20 protein-coding genes are annotated in these 21,520 nt (G+C 74.6%); 4 read left to right on the top strand and 16 right to left on the bottom strand.

What is annotated here, in order from left to right:
* Nucleotides 1-119 precede the first annotated feature (119 nt).
* The 5 genes from ACN261_RS28915 to ACN261_RS28895 are packed head-to-tail and all read right to left on the bottom strand — an operon-like array spanning nucleotide 120 to nucleotide 3,742.
* Nucleotides 120-602, bottom strand: a complete 483-nt coding sequence (locus ACN261_RS28915; protein WP_425853202.1) for a hypothetical protein — start codon at nucleotides 600-602, stop codon at nucleotides 120-122.
* Nucleotides 599-1,774, bottom strand: coding sequence for a molybdopterin-dependent oxidoreductase (locus ACN261_RS28910; protein WP_425853200.1), 1,176 nt, complete (start codon nucleotides 1,772-1,774; stop codon nucleotides 599-601). The genes ACN261_RS28915 and ACN261_RS28910 overlap by 4 nt, the downstream gene beginning before the upstream one ends.
* A complete protein-coding gene (locus ACN261_RS28905; RefSeq protein WP_421482852.1) occupies nucleotides 1,771-2,412 on the bottom strand; it encodes a methyltransferase domain-containing protein in 642 nt (213 codons plus the stop codon). Before ACN261_RS28905 ends, ACN261_RS28910 begins: the two co-directional genes overlap by 4 nt.
* Nucleotides 2,412-3,086 carry a TIGR04282 family arsenosugar biosynthesis glycosyltransferase gene (locus ACN261_RS28900; RefSeq protein WP_421482851.1) on the bottom strand — a complete coding sequence of 225 codons (675 nt, stop codon included), beginning with the start codon at nucleotides 3,084-3,086 and terminating at the stop codon, nucleotides 2,412-2,414. Before ACN261_RS28900 ends, ACN261_RS28905 begins: the two co-directional genes overlap by 1 nt.
* On the bottom strand, nucleotides 3,083-3,742 hold the full coding sequence (locus ACN261_RS28895) for a glycosyltransferase family 2 protein (protein ID WP_088646821.1): 660 nt from the start codon (nucleotides 3,740-3,742) through the stop codon (nucleotides 3,083-3,085). The genes ACN261_RS28900 and ACN261_RS28895 overlap by 4 nt, the downstream gene beginning before the upstream one ends.
* A 143-nt stretch (nucleotides 3,743-3,885) precedes the next feature.
* Between ACN261_RS28895 and ACN261_RS28890 the strand changes: the two genes are divergently transcribed.
* The 3 genes from ACN261_RS28890 (at nucleotide 3,886) to ACN261_RS28880 (ending at nucleotide 8,350) form a co-directional block, all read left to right on the top strand.
* Entirely contained in the window at nucleotides 3,886-4,938 is a 1,053-nt protein-coding gene (locus ACN261_RS28890; RefSeq protein WP_421482849.1) for an NAD-dependent epimerase/dehydratase family protein, read from the top strand.
* 29 nt (nucleotides 4,939-4,967) lie between these two features.
* A complete protein-coding gene (locus ACN261_RS28885; protein WP_425853662.1) occupies nucleotides 4,968-6,368 on the top strand; it encodes a hypothetical protein in 1,401 nt (466 codons plus the stop codon).
* A gap of 215 nt (nucleotides 6,369-6,583) precedes the next feature.
* Nucleotides 6,584-8,350 (top strand): DUF1996 domain-containing protein, encoded by a 1,767-nt coding sequence (locus ACN261_RS28880; RefSeq protein ID WP_421482846.1) that lies wholly within the window; start codon nucleotides 6,584-6,586, stop codon nucleotides 8,348-8,350.
* 120 nt (nucleotides 8,351-8,470) lie between these two features.
* Here the strand turns inward: ACN261_RS28880 and ACN261_RS28875 are convergent, their stop codons facing one another.
* From ACN261_RS28875 to ACN261_RS28850, 6 genes are all read right to left on the bottom strand, one after another.
* On the bottom strand, nucleotides 8,471-10,024 hold the full coding sequence (locus ACN261_RS28875; protein ID WP_425853197.1) for a cellulase family glycosylhydrolase: 1,554 nt from the start codon (nucleotides 10,022-10,024) through the stop codon (nucleotides 8,471-8,473).
* Nucleotides 10,025-10,150: 126 nt separating this feature from the next.
* Entirely contained in the window at nucleotides 10,151-10,993 is an 843-nt protein-coding gene (locus ACN261_RS28870; protein ID WP_421482842.1) for a LacI family DNA-binding transcriptional regulator, read from the bottom strand.
* 18 nt (nucleotides 10,994-11,011) lie between these two features.
* Nucleotides 11,012-12,268: an ROK family protein gene (locus tag ACN261_RS28865; protein WP_425853194.1), complete on the bottom strand. Its 1,257-nt coding sequence runs from the start codon at nucleotides 12,266-12,268 to the stop codon at nucleotides 11,012-11,014.
* Between the two features lie 152 nt (nucleotides 12,269-12,420).
* A complete protein-coding gene (locus ACN261_RS28860) occupies nucleotides 12,421-13,221 on the bottom strand; it encodes a hypothetical protein (protein WP_425853193.1) in 801 nt (266 codons plus the stop codon).
* 25 nt (nucleotides 13,222-13,246) lie between these two features.
* Complete coding sequence (locus tag ACN261_RS28855; protein WP_421482836.1) at nucleotides 13,247-14,272, bottom strand: zinc-dependent alcohol dehydrogenase; 1,026 nt, start codon at nucleotides 14,270-14,272, stop codon at nucleotides 13,247-13,249.
* Nucleotides 14,269-14,682 carry an L-rhamnose mutarotase gene (locus tag ACN261_RS28850; protein WP_421482834.1) on the bottom strand — a complete coding sequence of 138 codons (414 nt, stop codon included), beginning with the start codon at nucleotides 14,680-14,682 and terminating at the stop codon, nucleotides 14,269-14,271. The genes ACN261_RS28855 and ACN261_RS28850 overlap by 4 nt, the downstream gene beginning before the upstream one ends.
* Before the next feature lie 91 nt (nucleotides 14,683-14,773).
* Between ACN261_RS28850 and ACN261_RS28845 the strand changes: the two genes are divergently transcribed.
* Nucleotides 14,774-15,469, top strand: a complete 696-nt coding sequence (locus ACN261_RS28845) for a FadR/GntR family transcriptional regulator (RefSeq protein ID WP_421482832.1) — start codon at nucleotides 14,774-14,776, stop codon at nucleotides 15,467-15,469.
* 11 nt (nucleotides 15,470-15,480) lie between these two features.
* On the opposite strand, the gene ACN261_RS28840 is transcribed toward ACN261_RS28845, so the two are convergent.
* From ACN261_RS28840 to ACN261_RS28820, 5 genes are all read right to left on the bottom strand, one after another.
* Complete coding sequence (locus ACN261_RS28840; protein ID WP_425853189.1) at nucleotides 15,481-16,362, bottom strand: amidohydrolase family protein; 882 nt, start codon at nucleotides 16,360-16,362, stop codon at nucleotides 15,481-15,483.
* On the bottom strand, nucleotides 16,359-17,684 hold the full coding sequence (locus tag ACN261_RS28835) for an enolase C-terminal domain-like protein (protein ID WP_421482828.1): 1,326 nt from the start codon (nucleotides 17,682-17,684) through the stop codon (nucleotides 16,359-16,361). The genes ACN261_RS28840 and ACN261_RS28835 overlap by 4 nt, the downstream gene beginning before the upstream one ends.
* Nucleotides 17,685-17,767: 83 nt before the next feature.
* Nucleotides 17,768-18,805 (bottom strand): ABC transporter permease, encoded by a 1,038-nt coding sequence (locus tag ACN261_RS28830; RefSeq protein ID WP_425853187.1) that lies wholly within the window; start codon nucleotides 18,803-18,805, stop codon nucleotides 17,768-17,770.
* The gene (locus tag ACN261_RS28825; protein WP_425853185.1) at nucleotides 18,798-20,327 is read right to left on the bottom strand and encodes a sugar ABC transporter ATP-binding protein; all 1,530 of its coding nucleotides are present in this window, start codon (nucleotides 20,325-20,327) and stop codon (nucleotides 18,798-18,800) included. Before ACN261_RS28825 ends, ACN261_RS28830 begins: the two co-directional genes overlap by 8 nt.
* Nucleotides 20,324-21,391: a sugar ABC transporter substrate-binding protein gene (locus ACN261_RS28820; RefSeq protein ID WP_425853183.1), complete on the bottom strand. Its 1,068-nt coding sequence runs from the start codon at nucleotides 21,389-21,391 to the stop codon at nucleotides 20,324-20,326. The genes ACN261_RS28825 and ACN261_RS28820 overlap by 4 nt, the downstream gene beginning before the upstream one ends.
* Nucleotides 21,392-21,520 lie beyond the last annotated feature (129 nt).

Genomic DNA, 21,520 nt, shown 5'->3' with positions numbered 1-21,520 from the left:
ACCGGTGCCCTGATTGTTGCCTGCGTGTTGCAGACAAGTCTCAGCGATCGTTTCCGGGGTGTCAATAATCGACGAGCATCGTTCGATGTGGGGTGGTGTCGTCGGCGGGCGGCACCCGGTCACGGTGGATCGACACGCCCTGGTGTGCTCACGTCGTCGGCCCGCGACCCCGCCCCCGCCCCGTGCCGACCGGCCGTGCGCCGATCGTGCCGCAGCTCCACCGGCAGACAGCCCACCGCCGTCGCGGCGGCGACGAGCAGCAGCACCACGGCGAGGTTGCGGCCGTACGGCAGCGGCAGCACCGAAGGGTCGTCCGGCGGCCGACCGAAGCCCAGCACCAGCGGCAGCGCCACGACGGTGAGCGCGGCGGCACCGATCGCCCCGGCCCGCACCACCGGCCGGTGCCGGCGCGGGACGAACCGGGCGAGCAGCGCCCCGACTGCCAGCACCCCGGCCATCCAGACGAGGTCGTGCCCGACCAGCACCCCGGCCAGGAACACCAGCACCCCCGCCGGGTCCAGCTCCGGGTCGGTCAGCGCGCCCGCCACGGCGTACCCGATGAGCAGGGTGCCGGCCGCGACGAGCGCCACCCGGGTCCTCACCCCGCCTCCCGCACGACGATCCGGCCGACCCACTTGGTCTGGAGCACGCCCGGCCGGTTCGGCGCGATCAACCGGGCCGGGTAACCGTGGTCGGCATGCAGGGGTTCCCCGCCCAGCCGCAACGCGATAAGCGTCGCCGGGTCACCCACGTGCGCCGGGCCGACCGTCGACGCCCGGTAGCGGCCGGCCGCCTCCAACGACTCGACGCGGACGCTCGCCCGGTCCGGGTCCGCCCCGACCAGCGCGACCAGGTCCCGCAGCCGCACCCCGGTCCACCGCCCCGTCGCGCTCCACCCCTCCACGCAGGCGATCGGCAGGTCGGCGGTGTGCTGCGGCAGGGCGTGCAGGGCGGCGAGATCCAACGCGACCCGCCCGCCCGGACCGTCGACCACCAGCCGGTACGCCGGATCCCCGACGTCCACCCCGGCCCGGCGGGCGGTCCGGTTCACCGGCAGCCCCTGCGGGCCGACGTCCGGCCGGCGCGGGGCGAGCACCGCCAGGCCGGACAGCGGCCGGACGGTCTGCCCGACCGTGGTCAGGGTGATCAGTCCGGCCGCGGCGGCCACCCCGGCGAGCAGCCCGCGCCGGCTGAGCCGCTCCTGCGGCGACTCGACGTCCGGGCGGGCCAGCGCGGCCCGGACCGCCGGCAACTGCACCCCGATGTGCACCAGCAGCGCACCCACCACCAGCCACGCCACCCGGTAGTGCCCGGCGGTGAAGAAGAACGGCATCGGCGCGTACCAGCGGGCGACGTTCAACACCCCGCCGACCACCTCGAACAGGGCCGCGGCGACCAGCACACCGACGCTCGCGCGTTCGAGCGCGTGCGCGACCGACCGCACCGGCGGCCAGCGGAACAGGTGGTGGTAGACCGACCACAGCTTGGCCCCGAGCAGCGGCACCGTGGCCAGGCCGGTCGCCACGTGCAGCCCCTGGGTGAACCGGTAGAGCCCCACCGGCCGGGCCGGCCACCGCAACCAGCCCGGCGGATGCTGGATCAGGTGGCTGAGCAGCCCGGTGAGGAAACACACGGCGAACGCCACCCCGAGCGCGACGCCGAGCTGGCTGGTCAGCCGGGTCGACCGCAGCGGGGACCCGAACCGGTCGGGGGCCGCCGGCGGTGCCGACCACCGTCGGGCGGGCCGCCGCGGCACCACCGGCCGGCCGCTCACGCCGGACCGAGGGTGGCGAACCACCGGCCCGCCTCGGTCCAGGTGTCGCGCACCCGCAACGCCGTCTGTCCGGCCAGCGTCGACAGACCGTCCAGGGGTACGCAGGCCCAGGGCAACGGGCCGTCCGCACCGTCCGGCGTCCGCACCGTGGCCGTGCCGGACCAGGCCGGCGTGCCGGGTGGCGCGCACTCGACGTGCAGCCGACCGTCGGCGGCCAGCAGCCGGCGGCACCGGCGCAGCAGCCGGTCCGGGTCGCCGCCGATGCCCACGTTGCCGTCGGCCAGCAGCAGGTGCCGCCACCGCCCGGCCCCCGGCACCGGCCCGAACACGTCCCGGCGCAGGGCCACCGCGCCGCGCCGCCGGGCCAACCGGACGGCGGTGGCGCTGACGTCGATGCCGAGCGCGGGCCGCCCGGCGTCGATCAGCGCGCCGGTGAGCCGGCCCGGTCCACACCCGACGTCGAGGGTGGGTCCGGTGCAGCGGGCCAGCAGCGACGCGTCCCCGGCGACGGCGTCCCGGCACCAGAGCGCCGGGTCGAACCGCAGCACCCCGCCGCTGGGATGCCGGGCGGTGAACGCGGCGGGGACACCCGACGCGGCACGGTCGAACGCGGCGTCGAACAGCGCCACCGCGTTCATCAGGCCACCGCCGTGGGCGACGGGACGTCGACGGCGACCGCGCGGGCGAACCGGCTGCCCGGTGGGCACAGCGCCGCCACCGCGTGGGCGTCGACGGCGGTGTCCACGTCCCGCAGCCGGGGCAGCAGGTGCACCCGCAGGCCCCGGCGGCGCAACGCGGCCAGGGTGCGCGCGCCGGTGCTCGCCACTGAGGTGGGAACCGTCCGCAGCACCGTGGCGTGGCCGGGGTCGCGCAGCCCCAGCGTCCACCAGCCGCCGTCGTCCGCCGGCCCGAGCACCGCGTCCGGCCCGTCCGCCCGGCCGAGCAGGTCCCGCGCGGTGTCCAGGTGCGCGGCGGTGAGCTGCGGGGTGTCCATGCCGACCAGCAGGGTCGCCGCGCCCGCCGTACGGGTGTCGACGAACGCGTGGGCGAGCCGGTCGGCGAGCGGGCCACCGCGCTGGGCGAGCCGCGTCCAGCCCGGCGGGGCCGGCAGGTCACCGTCGACGACCAGCACCCGGGCGTCGACGGTGGCCGTGCCGACGGTGTCCAGGGTGTCGGCCAGGGCTGCCGCGGCGACCCGGGCGGCCTGCGCCGGGGTGCAGGGCGGGCAGAGCCGCGTCTTGACCCGGCCGGGCACCGGCGTCTTGGCCAGCACCAGCACCCGCAGGGCGGCCGGTGGACGGTGGGCGTTCACCGGGCCAGCACCGTGCCCATGTCCCGCACGGCGCGGGCGGTGCCGAGCACCGTGCCGGTCACCTTCGACCGGGTACCGGCCGCCCGGGGGTGGTAGTCGACGTCGACCTCCACCACCCGCCAGCCCGCCCGGCCGGCCGCGATCAGCAGCTCCAGCGGGTAACCGAAGCGGCGGTCGCGCAGCCCCAACGCCAGCAGGTCGTCGCGGCGGACGGCCCGGATCGGCCCGATGTCGTGCACGTCGAGGCCGGTGGTGCGGCGCAGCCGGTGGGCCAGCACCGCGTTGCCGACCCGGGCGTGCCACGGCCACACCCCACGTCCCGTCGGCCGACGCCGGCCGGTGCCCAGGTGCGCCGCGCCGGACCGGACCGGATCGGCCAGCCGGGGCAGCTGCGCCGGGTCGAACGACCCGTCGGCGTCCAGCACGCACACCACCCCGTCGACCGGGTCGGCCGCCAGCACCCCGGCGTGCACGGCCGCGCCGTACCCGGGCTCGGCCACGCTGATCACCTCGGCCCCGCAGGCCCGGGCCACCGCCGCCGACCCGTCGGTCGAGCCGTTGTCCACCACGATCGGCCGGTAGCCGGCCGGCATCCGGGCCAGCAGGTCGGGCAGGGCCGGGGCCTCGTCGCGGCAGGGAAGAACCACATCGGTCATGCAGCGGGACGCTAGGGCACCACCGGCCCGGAAATTCTTACCTGACGATGACGGAATCCCCGGCCGCCGCGCAGTTCTTACGAACCCCTGACGGCTGGTCGCGGCCGGCGTACGACGGCGGTCACCGGCCCTACCGTCGGCGGGTGACCCACGTACTCGTCACCGGCGGTGCCGGTTTCATCGGCACCCATGTGGTGACCGCCCTGCACGATGCCGGCCACCGGGTGACCGTGGTGGACTCCGGCCACCCCGGCGCGCACCGCGGACCGTTGCCGGACACCGTGGCGGGCGCACCGCTCGTCCGGCTCGACGTCCGGGACCGGCCGGCCCTCGCCGCCGTCCTGGCCGACGGGGTCGACGCGGTGGTGCACCAGGCCGCCATGGTGGGCCTCGGCGTCGACCTCGACGACCTGCCGGAGTACGTCGGCTGCAACGACCTCGGCACCGCCGTGCTGCTCGCCGCGATGGCCCGGGCGGGCGTGCACCGGCTGGTGCTGGCCAGCTCCATGGTGGTCTACGGCGAGGGCGCGTACGCCTGCGCCGGGCACGGTCCGGTGCGGCCCGCGCCGCGTACCGTCGCCGACCTGGCCGCCGGCCGGTACGAGCCGACCTGCCCGCGCTGCGCCGCCCCGCTCACCCCGGGGCTGGTCGACGAGGACGATCCGCTGGATCCGCGCAGCGTGTACGCCGCCAGCAAGGCCGCCCAGGAGCACCTGACCGCCGCGTGGGCGCGCCAGACCGGTGGCGCGGTGGTGGCGCTGCGGTACCACAACGTCTACGGGCCGGGGATGCCCCGCGACACCCCGTACAGCGGGGTCGCGGCGATCTTCCGGTCCGCGCTGCAGGCCGGCCGCGCGCCCCGGGTCTTCGAGGACGGCGGCCAGCGCCGCGACTTCGTCCACGTCCGCGACGTGGCGGCGGCCAACCTCGCCGCGCTGGACGCGACCGGCACCGGCACCGGCTGGCGGGCGTACAACGTGGCCTCCGGCCGGCCGGTCACCATCGCCGAGGTCGCCACGGAGCTGGCCCGCGCCGCCGACGGGCCGCCGCCGGTGGTCACCGGCGAGTTCCGGCTGGGCGACGTGCGGCACGTGGTCGCCTCGCCCGCCCGGGCGGAGACCGAACTCGGGTTCCGGGCCGCCGTGGGACTCGCCGAGGGGATCGCCGAGTTCGCCCACGCCCCACTGCGCGGGTGAGCGGCACCCCCGGCCACCGTCCGGCCCGGATGCCCGGCACCGGTCCGGCCCCGCCCGGGCGCGCGGGCGGCCGTCGGGGCGAGTCGGACGGTGGCCCGCGCCGTCGCCCGCCGCGTGCCGACGTGCTCGCCGCCGCTGCCGCCGTCGGCCTGTTCGCGGTGGCCGCCGTCACCGGCGGGGTGCTCTACCTGCTCGGCCACCCGGTGCACGCCAGCGCCGCGCCGCTGTTCGCGCAGTGGCTGCCGCACGTCGGCATCGGCACCCCGGCGGCGCTGCTGGTGGCCGCGCTGGTCTGCTGGCGCGGGCCGGCGGTGGCCGCCCGGCTGCCCTGGCGGCCGCTGCTCGCGCTCGGCTACCTCACCGCCGTGGCCTGGACGCTGTCGCTGGCCCTGGTCGACGGCTGGCACCGGGGCGTCGCCGGGCGGCTGACCACCCGCCACGAATACCTGCACGAGGTGCCCGGCGTCACCGACGTCCCCGCCATGCTGGCCGGCTTCGCCGGTCGGATCCTCGACGGGCAACCGGACTCCTGGACCACCCACGTCTCCGGCCACCCGCCGGGGGCGCTGCTCGTCTTCGTCGGGCTCGACCGGGCCGGGCTGTCCGGCGGGGGGTGGGCGGGGGCGCTGTGCATCCTGGTGGCGGGCCTCGTCGCCGTCGCCGTGCCGCACACCGTACGACTGCTCGGCACCGAGGCGGCGGCCCGCGCGGTGCTGCCGTTCGTGGTGCTGTTCCCCGGGGCGGTCTGGGCCGGGGTGTCGGCCGACGGGCTGTTCGCCGGGGTGACCGCCACCGGGATCGCCCTGCTGGCCCACGGCCTCACCCGGGGGCGTGCGGTGGCGGCCCTCGCCGGTGGGGCCCTGTTGGCGTCCGGCTGCTACCTGTCGTACGGGCTGGTGCTGATGGCTCCGCTCGCGCTGGCGGTCGTCGTGCTGGCCGGCCGGCACCGGCGCACCGTGGGGTGGGCGTTCGTCGGGGCGCTGCCGGTCGTCGCCGGGTTCACCGCCGCCGGGTTCTGGTGGCCCACCGGCTACCACCTGGTCGTCGAACGCTACTACCAGGGGATCGCCGCCGACCGGGCGTACGGCTACTGGGTCTGGGCCGACCTGGCGCTGGTCGTGGTGGCCGCCGGCCCGGTGGCGGCGGTGATCCTGCGGCGGGCGGTGCCGGCCGGCCGGCGGGCCCTCGCGGCGCGGCGGCCCGACGCGGAGCACGCCGCCTGGCTGCTGCCGCTCGCCGCCACCGTGATGATCGTCGCGGCGGACCTGTCCGGTTACAGCAAGGCCGAGGTGGAACGCATCTGGCTGCCCTTCACCGTCTGGCTGACAGCCGGCGCCGCCCTGATCCCCGCGGCCGACCGGCGCGGCTGGCTCGTGGTGCAGGCGGCGGTCGCGCTCACGGTCAACCACCTGCTCCTGACCACCTGGTAGCCCACCGCCTCCCCACCCTTCGACGACGCCGGGCACCCGCGGCGGCCGGTGACCCCGTCACCCGGCCGCCGCGTCCGGTTGTGCCCGGCCGGGTCGGGACTTCTTACCGAACCATGACGTACCCGGCCGACGGTGACCGTTGCCCACCCGCCGGGCCGTACCCCCGGCAGACAGCACATCACCGGAGCCGGTTTCCGGCTTGGAGGAGAATTCCGATGAACCGCAGACCCGACGGGACCCCGCTGGTCCACACCCGGCCGGCCCGGATCGCTCTGGCCGCGCTGGTGCTGGCGGCCACCGGTGCGCTCACCGTCACCTTCGTCTCCGGTGGCGGCCGGGGCACCGCGGACGCCGCCACCAGCCTGGACCAGTTCGTGCCGATCGAGAAGGTGCCGCCGAACGTGCGCGTCCCGCAGCCGGCGGCGGGCGCGTCGACCGGCCGGTTCACCGTGGACTGCGGCACGAACGGCAACGGCAAGTTCAGCCCGGACAACCCGGTGGCCCAACCCGGCATCCGCAACGGCGCGGAACACGTCCACGACTTCGTCGGCAACCTGGCGATCACCGCCAACTCCTCCAACGCCGACCTGGACGCCTCCGGCACCACCTGCCGCAACGGCGACAAGTCGTCCTACTTCTGGCCGGTGGTGCGCATCGACCGGAGCGTCCGCAACGACGACCAGGTGCGGCAGGCCCTCGCCCAGACCCAGCCGATGGTCGTCTGCCCCTCGGTCGGCAAGCGGCTGCGCGCCGTCCCCACCGGGGCCCGGGGCACCGTCGACCGGCTGCTCGCCGACCTGGACCGCCAGCAGGCCGCCGCGAACCAGCGGATGACCGCCAGCCGGGGCCGCATCGACGCCGCGTTCAACCGGGAGGTCACCGACACGTTGCGGGCCCGCCGCGCCGCGACGATCAGGCAGATCAGCAGCACGGTCACCGCCGCCGGCGGCAACCAGCCCGGCCTGGTCTCGCTGGTCGAGTGCGACGTCAGCTACGACGACATGCACGCCCGGATGCCCGCCGGCGCCCACCGCGCCAGCGTCACGGCGGCCCAGGCGGCCAACCCGCGCATCCAGTGCCCGACGGTGCGCGACAAGCTGCCAGGAGTCCCGGCCGGGGCGCTCGCCGAGGTGAACCGCAACCTCGACGAACTCGACAGGCAGCTCTCCGAGGCCAACGAACGCCTCGTCACCAGCCGTGGCCAGGGCGGCCCGGCCTTCGTCGACAACGCCATCCTCGGCCCGCTGCGCGCCAAGCGGATCGCGGTGCTCGACCGGATCGCCATCGCGATCGGCAGGCAGGCCGCCCGCCCGCAGGGCCTCGACGCGTTCGCCACCTGCACCCTGGACCAGGCCCCCGGCACCCCGGGCAGCGCACCCACGACCGCTGCGCCCGCCACCGCCACCGCGCTGCCCGACCCGCAGGGTCCCGACCTGGAACTGCCCGGCAACACCGGCGGCATCGTCCGCCCGGCGCAGGTGCTGATCGAGTACCGCGGCAACCCCGCCAGCAAGGTGGTGCCGATGCCGAAGTTCCTCCGGGCGCTCACCGGTGACGCCAAGCCCACCAGCCGTGGCCCGGCCAACGCCCGCGCCACCTGGACCTGCTCGGGCTTCGCCGACCGGCTGGCCGACAAGTACCCGATCTGCCCCGCCGGCAGCCAGGTGCAGCGGGTGCACGACTTCCCCGGTTGCTGGGACGGCCGCAACGTCGACAGCGACAACCACCGCAACCACGTCGCGTTCGCCGACCGGGCCACCGGCGCCTGCCCGCAGGGCTTCCGGGCGATCCCGCAGCTGAGGATCACCGTCGGCTACGACATCCCCCGGGACGTGCAGCTCAAGGGCCAGTACGCCCTCGACTCGTTCCCGGAGGAGAACCACAACCCGTTCTCCGACCACAACGACTTCGTCAACGTCAACTCCGCCCAGACCATGCAGCGCATCGCCACCTGCATCAACAAGGGCAAAAACTGCTCCTGACCGTCGGGCCGCCCGGCACGGGGCCGCGCGACACCACCGCCACGCCGAGGGCGGTGGTGTCGCGCTGACCCGTGGCTGTCCCGGCTGGCCGGGACAGCCACGGGCCGGTCGGGCGGTCGGTTACGGGGTCACGGAGAGCAGGTGGGCGCGGTAGCCCTCCCCGTAGCTCTTGGTCGGGGTGCCGTTGTAGTCCTCGATGAGCACGTTGCCGCCGCTGCAACCCCACGGGTTCCAGGTCCACGCGGTGTAGCCCAGCCGCTTGCTGTCCAGCCAGGTCATCAACCTGTCGATGTAGTCGTGGGCGCAGGTGTCCTGGCCGATCTCCCCGGCGTGCACCGGCACCTGCGCGGCCACCGGCGCGATCTGGGTGTCCCAGCAGGTCTCGGTGACGCAGGCGTTGAAGTTGTACGAGTGCCAGGAGGCGACGATGTTGTTGCGCGGGTCGGTCGGCTTGTAGGCCAACCACTGGGTCAGGTCGTTGGTCCAGGTCAGACCGGGGACCAGCAGGACGTTGGTGGCCCCGGTCGCGCGGACGGCGTCGACCAGGCTCTGCATGCCGGCCACCGGGTACTCGATGCCGGTGCAGGTGCCGCCGTCACGCAGGCAGCGCCACGCGGCCGTCATGTCCGACCAGTTGTTGGCGGCGTCCGGGTACGGCTCGTTGAACAGGTCGAACAGCACCGCGTCGTTGCCCTTGAACGCGGTGGCGACCCCGGTCCAGAACTGGGGCGTGTACTGCCTGCTCGGCATCGGCTTCTGGCAGGTGGCGTTCACGTCGGTGCAGGCCGAGATGTTGCCGGTGTACTGGCCGTGGGTCCAGTGCAGGTCGAGGATCGGGTTGATCCCGTTGGCGACGAGCAGGTTCACGTACGCCTTGACCGCCTGCTGGTAGGCGGGGCCGCTGGGCGACCCGGACAGCCCGAGCCAGCAGTCCTCGTTGAGCGGGATGCGCACCGCGCGGATGTTCCAGGCCTTCATCGCGTCGACGGAGGCCTGGTCGACCGGCCCGCTGTCCCACATGCCCTTGCCCTGCACGCAGGCGAACTCGCCGCTGGCCCGGTTGACGCCGAGCAGGCGGTAGGTCGCCCCGGCGGCGGTCACCAGCCGGTTGCCCGACACCCGCAGGCTCGGCGCGGCCCCGCCCGGCGGCGGGGTGGTGGTCGGTGGCGGGGTGGTCGGCGGGGGAGTGGTGGGTGGCGGCGTGGTGGGCGGTGGGGTGGTCGGCGGCGGCGTCGTGGGCGGGGGTGTCGTCGGGCCGACCACGCCGGTGCAGGTCGTCCCGTTGAGTGCGAACGACGTGGGTACGGGGTTGGTCCCGCTCCACGCGCCGTTGAAGCCGATCGTGGTGGACGCGCCGGTGTTCAGCGCGCTGTTCCAGCTCATGCTGGCCGCCGACACCCGGGCGCCGGACTGCGACCAGGTGGCGCTCCAGCCCTGGGTGACCCGCTGGTCGGTGTCCGGGAAGTCGAACGTCAGCGTCCAGTCGGCCAGCGCCGAGCCGAGGTTGGTGATGGCGACGTTGCCGCTGAATCCGCCGTTCCACTGGCTCTGCACGGTGTAGGTGACGGCACAGCCCGAGGCGGCGGCCGAGGCGGGCAGGGTGGCCGCGGTCAGGCTGGCGGCCACCAGCGTGCCGGCGGCTGTCGCCGCCAGCAGGGCATGACGACGTGTCATGAAGCTCTCCTAGGCATAGAGGGGAGCGTCGATGGGAGCGCGCCTGCGAGCTTTCTTTATTCGCCTTACTAAGTCAAGCGCATCGATGCCGTTTCGACGGATCGCCAGGCGGAACGCATCCCCGTGCTACCGGGGCGGGCCGGTCGTGCCCCGGGCGACCACCGTCTCGGTTGCACACCAGCGCTGCGGCACCGATTCGCCGGCGACCAGCCGCAGCACCGCCTCACCGATCGACTCGCCGAACGAGTGCACGTCGAGGCTCATCGTGGTCAGCGCGGGCGACGCCAGCCGGCAGAGACTGGAGTCGTCCCAGGCGATCAGGCTGACGTCCCGGGGCACCCGGTGACCCCGCTCGGTGACCGCGTGCAGGCCCGCCACCGCCATCAGGTCGTTGTCGTAGATGATCGCGGTGGGCGGTTCGGGCCCGTCCAGCAACCCGGTGGTCAACCGCGCCCCCGACTCCGCCGAGTAGTCACCCGCCACCACCACGGCGTGCACGGCCGACTCCGCCGCCGCCGTCAGCATCGCGGCCGTACGGGTCCGGGTGTGCAGCAGCGCGTCCGGTCCGCTGATCCGGGCCACCCGCCGGTGCCCCAGGGCCACCAGGTGCGCCAGGGCCGCCCGCATCGACCCGGCGTCGTCCCGGCGTACCGCCGGGTTGTCGCCGGTGGGCTCACCCGCGACCACCACGGGCAGCCGCAGGTCCCGCAGCACCGCCGGCCGGCGGTCGTCGACCGACGGGTTCACCAGCACGACCGCGTCGACCAGCCGCTGTCGCGCCCACCGACGGTACGCGGCGATCTCGGCGTCGTGGTGCGCGACGACGTGCAGCAGCACCGACCGGCCGTGCGCGGCCAGCCGCTCCTCGATGCCCGCGATGAACTCCATGAAGAACGGCTCGGTGCCGAGCAGGCGGGGTGGCCGGGCCAGCACCAGCCCCACCGCGCTCGTGCGCCACGTGTCGTCCATCGCGTACCCCCGGGTCCCTCAGCCTGCCGATTCGGTGAGCCGGACCCGCTGGCCGGCCACCTGCTCGGATGGGCGTGGCCCGTGCCCCGGCGGGACCAGCTCGGATTCGAGGACCAGCGCGGCCGCGCCGACGGCCGAGGCCGTCGCGGCGGAACGGGAGAGCCGGACGTCGACGGTGTGCGTGCCCCGGGCGAAGCAGGCGCGCAGTTCGTGCCGGACGATCGGCAGGTACACCGACCCGGCGGTGGCCAGGCTCGGCCCGGTCAGCACGAGCACCTCCAGGTCCATCAGGTTCGCCAGCGTCCGGGCGGCGGTCCCGACGTGCCGGGCCGACCGCTCCAGCAACGCCAGCGCGTGCGGCTCGCCCCGGCGGGCGGCCCGGCTGATCGCGGCGAAGTCGGCGACCACCGAGGGCCGGCGGACGCCGGGGGTGAAACCCACCGCCCGTGCCGTCGCCGGCTCCGACCGGGCGGCGGCGACCACCGCGGCCGGCCCGGCCAGCGCCTCCACGCAGCCCCGCGCCCCGCACCAGCACCGGGGCCCGTCGGCCGACACGCACACGTGCCCCAACTCGCCGACGTTGCCGCTCGGCCCCCGGTAGGTGCTGCCGTTGATGACCAGCCCCGCGCCGATGCCGGTGCCCATGTAGAGGGCGGCGGCCGAGGCCGCCGTGCCGAACCCGCCCGTCCAGTGCTCGCCCAGCGCCGCCGCGGTCGCGTCGTTGTCCAGCGCCACCGGCAGGGCCGTCACCTGTTCCAGCGCCGCGCCCAGCGGGAACCCGTTCCACTGCCGCATGGCGGGGGCGAGCCCCACGTCCGGCGGGCCACCCATGCCCCGGGTCGCGTTGACCGGCCCGGGGAACACCAGGCCGACGCCGAGGATGCGGTCCCGCTCCACCCCGACCCCGTCGATCAGCGCGGCGATCTCGGTGGCGATCCGGGCGACCACCGCCGCCGGCTCCTGCGCGCCGGCCCCCGGGCGGGAGATCCGGGCCACCACCGTGCCGCCCAGGTTGGTCAGGGCGTACGTGATGACGCCGTGGTCCAGGTGGACGCCGACGGCGTACCGGGAGGCGTGGTTGAGCTGGAGCAGGACCCGCCGCTTGCCGCCTGTCGACTTGGCGTGGCCGGTCTCGACCACCAGGTCCTCGTTGATCAGCTTGCGGACCAGGGTGGAGATGGTCGGCGCGGTGAAGCCGGTGGCCCGGATCAGGCCGACCCGGCTGATCGTGCCGGCCGCGCGGATCGCGTCGAGAACGACCGACCTGCTGCTCACCTGGGGTTTGCTCGCTGCTGGTCCGCTCACTGCTTCTCTGCCAGGGGCTGTTAGGTCGGCGGACCAGAGTATACAAGTATCCCGATGGCACAGGTTCGTGGTCGAACCGGCCATGTCCGGTGGTCCGCACCCGGACCGGTGGGCCGGGTGGCTCAGCCGTCGGCGGCCGGTTCCGTCCCGAGGCACCCGAGCACCGTCGCGTCGTCGGTGGCGACCCCGTGCCGGGCCTCGGCCGCCCGGACCCGGCGGATGATCCCGCCCGGCCCGTCGGTGTCCAGCAGGCGCAGCAGGCCCGCCCAGTCGGTGAGCCCGAAGGTGTCCACGAGCCGGCTCGCCCCGTTGCTCAGCAGCGCCGCCACCGTCACCCCGGCCGCCGGGCAGTCGCCGGTGACCGCCTCGTCGACCACCCGTGGATCGTCCTTGGCCACCCAGAAACCGCCCGGAGCGTTGCGGTGCCCCCGCAGCTCGGCCAGCAACCGGCGGTGCTCCCCGCTGCCCTCGGCGACGCCCACCAGCCGCTGCTCGAAGGACCGGGCGATCACCACCTCGCGGGGGTCGTGGGCGACGAGCGGCCCGCCGGCCACCCGGCCGACGACCGCCAACGCGTCCCCGAGGACCAGGTGCTCGACCAGCCCGCCGGCGCACCGCAGCACGGCCACGGCCGCGTGCGGGCTGCTCGGGTGGGTGACGTCGCAGGTGCCCCGGTGCGCGTCGGTGACCTGCCCGATGCCCTCGGCCAGCACCGACCGCAGGCTCCCGCCCGTCGACAGCCCGCCCAGCAGCGCGCCGCCGAGCCGTCGGGCGTACCAGGCCACGCCGTGCCGGCAGACCTCGCCGGCCCCGGGGACGCCGCCCGCGCCGTCGACCAGCACCAGGCCGGCCGGCACCGCCCCGGCGAAATCCTCGTTGGTCCGCCCGGGGTGCCCCGCATCGGTCGCCAGCACCACCCGCACCCGCCGATCATCACACGGCCGGGCTTCACCCCGTGACGCCACAGTCGACGAGGATCTTCACCTCGCCACCGGCGGCGAGCGCCCGGAACGCCTCGGCCACCTCGGGCAACGGCACGACCCGGGTGATCAGCCGCCCGGCGGGCACCAGCCCGGCGTGCACCAGCCGGACGGCCTCGGTGTAGTCCTCCCGCTCGTACACCCGCACCCCGATCAGCTCCAGCTCGCGCCAGAAGACGCGGTGCAGGTCCACCTCCCGGGGGGTGGGGTGGATCGCCACGACGACCAGCCGGCCGCGTGCGGCGAGCAGGTCGGTCGCGGTACGGACCCCGGCGGCGGACCCGGACACCTCGAAGGCCACGGCCGCCCCGGCCCCACCGGTCGTCTCGTGCACGTGCCGGGCGACGTCGACCGTCGCCGGGTCGACGGTACGCAGCCCGAGTTCGGTGGCGAGGGCCCGACGGCGCGGGTCGGGTTCGAGCACCGTCACCTCGGCCCCCCGTGCCCGGGCGACCGTCCCGATGAGCAGGCCGACCGGCCCGGCACCGACGACCACCGCGTGTTCCCCGGCGGTCAGCCGGGACCGGCGTACGTCGTGCACGGCGACGGCGGTCGGCTCGATCAGCGCGGCATGGGTCAGCGGCAGGTCCGCCGGCAGCGGCACCACGATGCGTGCGGGCACCGTCCACGAACGCTGCATCGCACCGGGGGAGTCGATGCCGACGAAGGTGAGCCGGTGGCAGATGTGGCTGTTGCCGGCCCGGCAGGCGGGGCAGTCGCCGCACCACTGCAGCGGCATCACGGTCACCGGGTCGCCCACCCGGTGCCCCTGCACCCCGGGACCCACCTCGGCGATGCGTCCGGACATCTCGTGGCCGATCACCGCCGGCGGCCGGACCCGCTGGTCCATCGCGCCGTGCGCCACGTGCAGGTCGGTGCCGCAGATCCCGGTGTACGCGACGTCGATGCGCACCTGGCCGGGGCCGGGCGGCACGACTGCGGTCCGCTCGACGACGAAGGTGTGGTCGCCGACGTAGTGCGCGCTGTGGTTCACGACTCCTCCTCGGACAGGTGCCAGACCTCCCGCATCGGCGCCCACCAGTGCCCCGAGCCGGGCTCGGCGACCGACTCCTGGCACGGGTCGGTCAACGTCCACCACTCCTGCGTGCGCGGGTCGGCGGCGATGCGCCGCTGGTCGGCGTCGTGGTCCTCGCCGACGTACTCGTAGTAGCCGAAGAGCAGGTCGCCGTGCAGGAAGATGCTGTAGTTGCGGATGTTCGCCGCGCGCAGCGTGCGTTCGACGTCGGGCCACACGGCGGCGTGCAGGCGCAGATAGGTCTCGCGCTGCTCCGGTCGGAGCCGGATCAACCAGCCGTAGCGCTGCACGTCACGCCCCTCCGGTACGGGTGGTGGCCGCCGGTCCACGGCGGCGGACCGTGGGACGGCCGCCGTCAGGGAAAACATCGGATGTCTCTATATTGGTGGGGGTCGCCGCCGGCCGCCTCAGCCGCAGCGGCCGGGACGACGCGCGACCGGCCGGCCGGAGGGGGACGTGATGGCACTGACCGACGACGCGATCGCCAAGATCCGGAGCATGGTCCAGAGCGGTGAACTGCCGCCGGGTGCCCGACTGCCCCCCGAGCCGCAGCTGGCCGAGCAGATGGGCCTGTCGCGCAGCGGGGTCCGGGAGGCGGTGAAGGTCCTCGAGTCGGCCCGGGTGCTCGACGTCCGCCGGGGCGACGGGACGTACGTCACCAGCCTCGCCCCCCGGCTGCTGCTGGAGGGGCTGGGGGTCGCGGTGGAGCTGCTGCGCGACGACACCCTGCTGGAGGTCATGGAGGTCCGGCGGCTGCTGGAACCGATGGCCACCGGGCTGGCGGCGCTGCGGATGACCGACGCCCAGCTCGACGACCTCGGCGGCATCCTGGAGGAGATGCGGGCGGCGGCCGACGACGCCGAGAAGCTGATCCGGTTCGACACGGCGTTCCACCACACCGTCGTCGCCACCACCGGCAACGAGACCCTCACCTCGCTGCTGGACGGGTTGTCCAGCCGTACCCTGCGGGCCCGGGTGTGGCGCGGGCTGATCGAGGGCAACGCGGCGCACACCACCATCGACGAGCACCACGCGATCTACCGCGCGCTGCGCTCGCGTGACCAACTGCTCGCCCAGGCGAGCGCGTTGATGCACGTCAACACCTCCGAGGCGTGGCTGCGGACGGTGCTGGCCGCCAAGGTGGGGGCCGCCTGACCCGGCCGGCCTCACGCGGGCCCCGCCGGGCGGGTCGCGCCGACCCGGTCGGCCAGGCCGTAGGTGCGTACGGCGGTGCCGGCGAAGATCTCCCGGTGTTCCCGCTCCGACAGCGGTGGCAGCGCCGCCGTCAACGCCCGCAGCACCCCGGGGTAGTCCGACCGGAGCAGGCAGACCGGCCAGTCCGAGCCGAACATCAGCCGCTGGGCGCCGAACTCGGCGACGGCCACCGCGACGAACGGGCGCAGGTCGTCAGGGGTCCACGTCGGGGCGGCCTCGGTGACCAGGCCGGACAGCTTCGCGGTGACGTTGGGGTTGGCGGCGAGGGCGGCCAGCGGGCCGCGCCAGCTCCGCAGCCCCACGTCGCCCTCGTCGATGCGGGGCTTGCCCAGGTGGTCCAGGACGAACCGCAACCCCGGCACCGCGCGGGCCGCCCGCGCCGCCGCCGGTAGCTGGTCGGCGCGGATCACCAGGTCGAACGCGAGCCCGGCGTCGGCGAGCGCGGCGAGCCCGCGCCGCACGTCGGGCCGGTCCAGGTAGTCCGGGTCCGGCTCGCCCTGCACCTGCGAGCGGACGCCGGCCAGGTACCCCCCGCCAGGTAGCCGGCGGTAACGGGCCACGGTGGCGGGCACGTCGTCGGCGGCGACGTCGAGCCAGGCCACCACCGCCAGGATCGGCGCGGTGTCGGCGGCGTAGCCGAGGAACTCGGCGGCCTCGTCGCGATGGCAGCGCCCGCCCTCGACCAGCACGGTGCCGGTGACCCCGGCGGCGGCGAGTTCGGCGGTCAGGTCCGCCGGGGTGAACGGCCGTCGGATGGTCGCCAGCCCGGGCGCGTCCAGCCAGGTGTACCCGCGTTCGGGTCGCCACAGGTGGTGGTGCGCGTCGATGATCACGGAGTCACCGGGGCCGGGGTCGCGGCGGCGGCGGCCCACTGCGGGCCGTCCGGGAACCGGTACGCGGCCAGGGACTCCGGCCGGATCTGCCCGCTCATGCCCGGCGCGGTGGGGGCCAGGTAGCGCCCGCCGGTGACCCGCACCGGGTCGACGAAGTGGTCGTGCAGGTGGTCGACGTACTCGATGGCCCGGTCCTCGGTGCTGCCGCTGACCGCGACGAAGTCGAACATCGCCAGGTGCTGCACCAGTTCGCACAGCCCCACCCCGCCGGCGTGCGGGCAGACCGGCACCCCGAACCGGGCGGCGAGCAGCAGGATCGCCAGGTTCTCGTTGACCCCGGCGACCCGGCAGGCGTCGATCTGCACCACGTCGACGGCGTCGGCCTGGAGCAGTTGCTTGAACACCACCGCGTTGTGCACGTGCTCGCCGGTGGCGACCCGGATCGGGCTGAGCGCCTTGCGGACGGCGGCGTGCCCGAGGACGTCGTCCGGCGACGTCGGCTCCTCGATCCAGTACGGGTCGAACGCGGCCAGCTCCCGCATCCACCCGATCGCCTCGGGCACGCCCCAGATCTGGTTGGCGTCGACCGCGAGGTGGACCTGCGGCCCGACGGCCTGCCGGGCGATGCCCATCCGGCGTACGTCGTCGGCCAGGTCACCGCCGACCTTGAGTTTGATCAGCCGGTAGCCGTCGCGGACGGCCTCCGCGCAGAGCCGGGCCAGCTTCTCGTCGTCGTAGCCCAACCATCCGGGCGTGGTGGTGTACGCGGGGTAGCCCTCGGCCAGCAGCCGCCGTTCCCGATCGGCCCGGCCGTCGGCGGCCCGCCGCAACAGGGTCAGCGCCTCGTCCTCGGTGAGGGCGTCGCGCAGGTAGCGGAAGTCGACCTGGGCGACGAGCTGTTCCGGGGTGAGGTCGGCCAGCAGCTTCCACAGCGGCTTGCCGGCCCGCCGGGCGGCGAGGTCCCACACCGCGTTGACCAGGCCACCGGCGGCCATGTGCACGACCCCCTTGGCCGGGCCGAGCCAGCGGATCTGGCTGTCGCCGACGAGCCGTCGCGCCAGCGCCCCGGGGTCGGCGGTCAGCTCGTCGACGGGTTGGCCGACGACCATCGCGGCCAGCGACCGTACGGCGGCGACCTGGATCTCGGTGCCGCGTCCCACGGTGAAGACCAGCCCGTGTCCCTCGTCGCCCGCCGACGTCCGCAGGACGACGTAGGCGGCCGAGTAGTCGGGGAACGGATTCATCGCGTCCGACCCGTCGCGGTGCACGGAGGTGGGGAAACGGACGTCGATCGTGTCCACCGCGGTGATGCGCTCAGTCAACGGAACTCCTGGTTGAGGGGATCGGGGGCGTCGGCGGCCCGCCTCGTGGGCGGGGCGCGCGGGGTCGGGCCGGCGGGGGCGGTTCAGGTCTGCGCCTTGCCGCCGGTGATGCGGGAGACCACCAGGGCGATCAGGATGACCGCGCCGTTGAGGAAGTTCGTCCACTGTGCGGGTACCCCGGCCAGGGTCAACACGTTGATGATTATGAATAGCAGCAGGACGCCGGTGAACGCGCCGAAGACGCTGCCCCGGCCGCCGTTGAGGCTGACCCCGCCGATCACCGCCGCCGCGAACACCTGGAAGATCGCGCCGTCGCCCTGGGCCGCCGGCACCGCCGCCAGCCGGCCGCTGATCAGCAGGCCGGCCAGGGCGGCGAGCACGCTGGCCACGACCAGCGCGACCCACAGCACCCGGTCGGTGCGGATGCCGGCGGCACGGGCCGCGTCGGCATTGCCGCCGATGGCGTACAGCGCGCGGCCGGCGCGGGTGTGGCCGAGCACCACGATCCCGGCGGCGAACAGCAGCAGCGACACCCAGATCGAGGCCGGCGCCCCGAGCCAGCTCGTCGAGCCGAGGTACGTCATCGAACCGGGCAGCGCGAAGAAGGTCTGCCCGCCGGAGATGCCGGTGAGCAGGCCGCGCAGGATGATCAGCATGCCCAGCGTCACGATGAAACCGTTGAGGCCGAACCGGACGATGAGCAGCCCGTTGAACGCCCCGACCAGCGCCCCGACCAGCAGCACCACCGGCACCGCCCAGGCGTCCGGGAGCAGGCCGAGCCCCAACCCCCGGGTCAGCTCCGGGTCGACGACCAGCCAGGCGGCGATGCCCGGGGCGAGCCCGAAGGTGCTCTCCAGCGACAGGTCCATCTTGCCGGTGATCAGCACGATGGTCTGGGCCAGCACGAGGATCGCGATCTCCGACATGCTCTGCAGCACGTTGAGGACGTTGTCGGTGCTGAGGAAGACCGGGCTGATGATCCACCCGACGATCGCCACCGCGACGATCGCCGGCACCAGCGCCAGGTCCCGCAGCCGGGCGACGGCCAGGTGCCGCGACGACGGGCGGGTCGGCGGGGGCACCGAGGCCGGCACCGTGCCGGTGGACAGCGTGTCAGACATGGTGGAGGTCCACCCCTTCCATGGCGGCTACCAGATCGTTGTCGCTCCAGCCGTGCGCCATCTCGGCGACCACCCGGCCCTGGAACATCACCAGCACCCGGTCGCAGATGCGCAGGTCGTCCAGCTCGTCGGAGACCACCAGCACGGCGGTGCCCCGGCGGCGGACGTCCTCGACGACGCCGAGCAGGGTCTGCTTGGACCGCACGTCGACCCCGGCGGTGGGCGTGATCAGCACCAGCAGCCGCGGATCGTTGGCCAACGCCCGGCCCATCACGACCTTCTGCTGGTTGCCGCCGGACAGGTCGGCCACCGGCGTCTGTGGCCCGGACGCCTTGATCGTCAGCGCGGCGATGGTGTCCCGGGCCAGCGCGTCCCGGCGGGCCCGGGAGATGAGTCCGTGGCGCCCGATCCGCTGCGGCACGGTCATCGTGACGTTCTCCGCGATCGACAGTCCCGGCACCAGGCCCTCCCGGTGCCGGTCCTGCGGCACCAGCCCCACCCCGGCGGCGAGGGCGTCGGGCACGCTGCCCGGCCGCAGCACCCGGCCGGCGAGGGTGACCGACCCGGCCACCGGGCGGGTCAGACCGACGACGGCCTCGGCGACCTCGACCTTGCCGCTGCCGCCACCCCCGGCGATGCCGACCACCTCGCCCGCCCGGGCCCGCATCGACAGCCGGGCCCCGGACGCGGTGACCAGGTCCCGCACCGACAGCAGCACCGGCGCGTCGGACGCCGGCGGCCGGTGGTCGGCCTCCGGCATGCTCACGTCCTCCCCGGTCATCGCGGCGACCAGCGCCTGCCGGCTCAACCCGGCGACCGGGGCGGTGAGGATGTGCCGGGCGTCGCGGAAGACCGTCACCCGGTCGCACAGGTCGTAGATCTCCTGCAGGTGGTGGCTGATGAACAGGAACGTCACCCCCTGCGCCCGCAGGTCGCGGATCCGGGTGAACAGGCGGTCGATGCCGGCGGCGTCGAGCTGGGCGGTCGGTTCGTCGAGGACGATGAACCGGGCGCCGAAGGACAACGCGCGGGCGATCTCCACGAACTGCCGCTGCTCGACCGAGAGCGTCGCGGCCGGCTGCCGGACGTCGACGTCGACCGACCACTGCGCCAGCAGGTGCTGCGCCTCCCGCCGCAGGCTCGACCAGCGGATCAGGCCGGCGCGGGAGCGGTGGTGCCGGTTGAGGAACAGGTTCTCCGCCACGGTGAGGGTGGGAATGATCGTCGACTTCTGGTAGACGCAGGCCACCCGCCGCCGCCAGGCGTCCCGGTCGGCCAGCGGCGGTGCCGGCCGGCCGTCGAAGGCGACCGCCCCGCCGTCGGCGGCCTGCAGCCCGGTCAGGATGCCGACCAGCGTCGACTTGCCGGCGCCGTTGCGGCCGACCAGGGCGTGCGTCTCGCCGCGCCGGACCATGATCCCCGCCCCGGACAGGGCGAGCGTGGAGCCGAAGCGTTTGGTGACGTCGACCGCCTCGACGACCGGTGGGTCGTCGTCGCGGGGGTGGTGCGGGGCGGTGGTCATCCCTGCCGGCCCCACAGCGAGGGGTCGTCGTACTTCACCGTGGGCTGCCCGGCGACCGGTGCGCCGTCCAGGGTCACCAGGGGTGCCGGGAGTTGGTCCTCCAGCAGGCCGTCGCGCACCTGGATGATGGTGCTGCCGTGGTCGGTGGGGCCGGGCTGGAACGTCTTTCCCTCGATCGCCGCCTTGGCGTACTCCAGCCCGTAGCGGGCGTACAGGTCGGCGGGTTGGCTGACGGTGGCGTCGATCAGGCCGTCGCCGATGTTCTTCAGCTCCTCGGGGATGCCGTCGTTGGACACCACGAAGACGTGCTTCGGGTCGGTCGGCGGCACCTGCAGGCCACGCTGCTTGAGGATCTGCAGGGTGCCCGACAGCGCGAACGACGACTGCATGTAGACGCCCCGGATGTCCGGGTCGGACGCGAAGCGGGTCTGCAACTTCGACGCCGCGACGTCGGCCTTCCAGTCGGTCGCCTCCCCGAAGACCTTGATGCCGGGGAACTCCTTGGCCATGCACTCGTTGAACGCCTCGGTGCGGTCCCGGCCGTTGATCGAGTCCAGGCCGCCCTGGAGCATGACGACCTTGCCCCGGCCGCCGAGCTTGGTGCCCAGGAACTGGCACGCCTTGGTCCCGTACGCCCGGTTGTCGGCGCGGACCACCATGAACACCGTGCCGGTGTCGGGCCGGGTGTCGATGGTGACCACCGGGATCTTGCGGCTCTCCAGTTGGGCCAGGGTCGGGGCGATCGCGGCGGTGTCCTGCGGGGCCATCACCACCCCCTTGACGCCCTGGCTCATGAAGGTCTGGGCGTTCGAGATGAGGTTCGCGATGTCGTTCTGCGAGTTGGTGGTCTTGAGGTCGATCCCCAACTGCCCGGCGGACTGCGGCACGTATTTGATGTAGGAGTTCCAGAAGTCGGTGTCCGAGCGGGGGTAGTCGACCCCGATGAGCGGCTTGCCGCCGCCCGTGCCGGTCCCGGCACCCCGGTCACCGCAGCCGGCGGTGAGGGCGACCGTCGCGCCGAGCAGCACCGTCAGCCCCGCGCTCACCAGACGTCCGTGGTTCATCGTGTTCGCTCCGTTTCTGCGGAAGTGCTCCGGCGGGCACGGCCGTCGCGTGGGGCGGCGGCCGTACGCCCGGACGGCGCACTGCGGGTCGGGCGTGCTGGAACCTTGCGCCGGCTGCCGGGTCGGGGG

The sequence above is a fragment of the Micromonospora sp. WMMD723 genome (assembly GCF_049863385.1).
GTDB lineage: Bacteria > Actinomycetota > Actinomycetes > Mycobacteriales > Micromonosporaceae > Micromonospora > Micromonospora wenchangensis.
This window is presented reverse-complemented; position numbering and strand designations above follow the sequence as displayed.

Coding starts and splice junctions, on each gene's coding strand:
- ACN261_RS28895 (WP_088646821.1), bottom strand. CDS start 3,742: ATGACCGATGTGGTTCTTCCCTGCCGCGACGAGGCCCCGGCCCTGCCC.
- ACN261_RS28850 (WP_421482834.1), bottom strand. CDS start 14,682: ATGTTTTCCCTGACGGCGGCCGTCCCACGGTCCGCCGCCGTGGACCGG.
- ACN261_RS28820 (WP_425853183.1), bottom strand. CDS start 21,391: ATGAACCACGGACGTCTGGTGAGCGCGGGGCTGACGGTGCTGCTCGGC.
- ACN261_RS28885 (WP_425853662.1), top strand. CDS start 4,968: ATGCCCGGCACCGGTCCGGCCCCGCCCGGGCGCGCGGGCGGCCGTCGG.
- ACN261_RS28905 (WP_421482852.1), bottom strand. CDS start 2,412: ATGAACGCGGTGGCGCTGTTCGACGCCGCGTTCGACCGTGCCGCGTCG.
- ACN261_RS28875 (WP_425853197.1), bottom strand. CDS start 10,024: ATGACACGTCGTCATGCCCTGCTGGCGGCGACAGCCGCCGGCACGCTG.
- ACN261_RS28825 (WP_425853185.1), bottom strand. CDS start 20,327: ATGACCACCGCCCCGCACCACCCCCGCGACGACGACCCACCGGTCGTC.
- ACN261_RS28830 (WP_425853187.1), bottom strand. CDS start 18,805: ATGTCTGACACGCTGTCCACCGGCACGGTGCCGGCCTCGGTGCCCCCG.
- ACN261_RS28845 (WP_421482832.1), top strand. CDS start 14,774: ATGGCACTGACCGACGACGCGATCGCCAAGATCCGGAGCATGGTCCAG.
- ACN261_RS28880 (WP_421482846.1), top strand. CDS start 6,584: ATGAACCGCAGACCCGACGGGACCCCGCTGGTCCACACCCGGCCGGCC.
- ACN261_RS28870 (WP_421482842.1), bottom strand. CDS start 10,993: ATGGACGACACGTGGCGCACGAGCGCGGTGGGGCTGGTGCTGGCCCGG.